Annotated in this window: 1 pseudogene; it reads left to right on the plus strand. The window is 37.9% G+C overall.

The annotated features are described in order from the left end of the window. Positions 1-327 (plus strand): annotated as a pseudogene (locus tag LKX83_RS32225) (hypothetical protein); the annotation flags it as partial.

Consider the following 327-nt stretch of genomic DNA (forward strand, 5'->3'; position numbering starts at 1 on the left):
AGCAATGGCCATCCCGCCATCTTTGCGATACTTTGATAGCTGACCGAGAGTTGCAGGGTAAGATGGTTGAGACACTTGTTAGTTCCTTACATGTTAAAGTACAGAACACAAGTCCCTATAGAGCCGATATGAAACCTTTTGTAGAAAGAAAATTTCAAATTATTAATGAGAAATCCGTACAACCATTTTTACCTGGAACTGTGAAAACTGATTTCCGTAAGAGAGGAAGCCGAGATTATCGTCTTGATAGCGTTCTCGATTTGTTCCAATTTACCCAAGTTATGATTTATTCGATTCTCGAATATAACCAAAGTTGGCTTTCTAATT

Origin of the sequence: Cohnella baijiui, from assembly GCF_020731285.1 — a bacterium.
Classification (GTDB): Bacteria; Bacillota; Bacilli; order Paenibacillales; family Paenibacillaceae; genus Cohnella.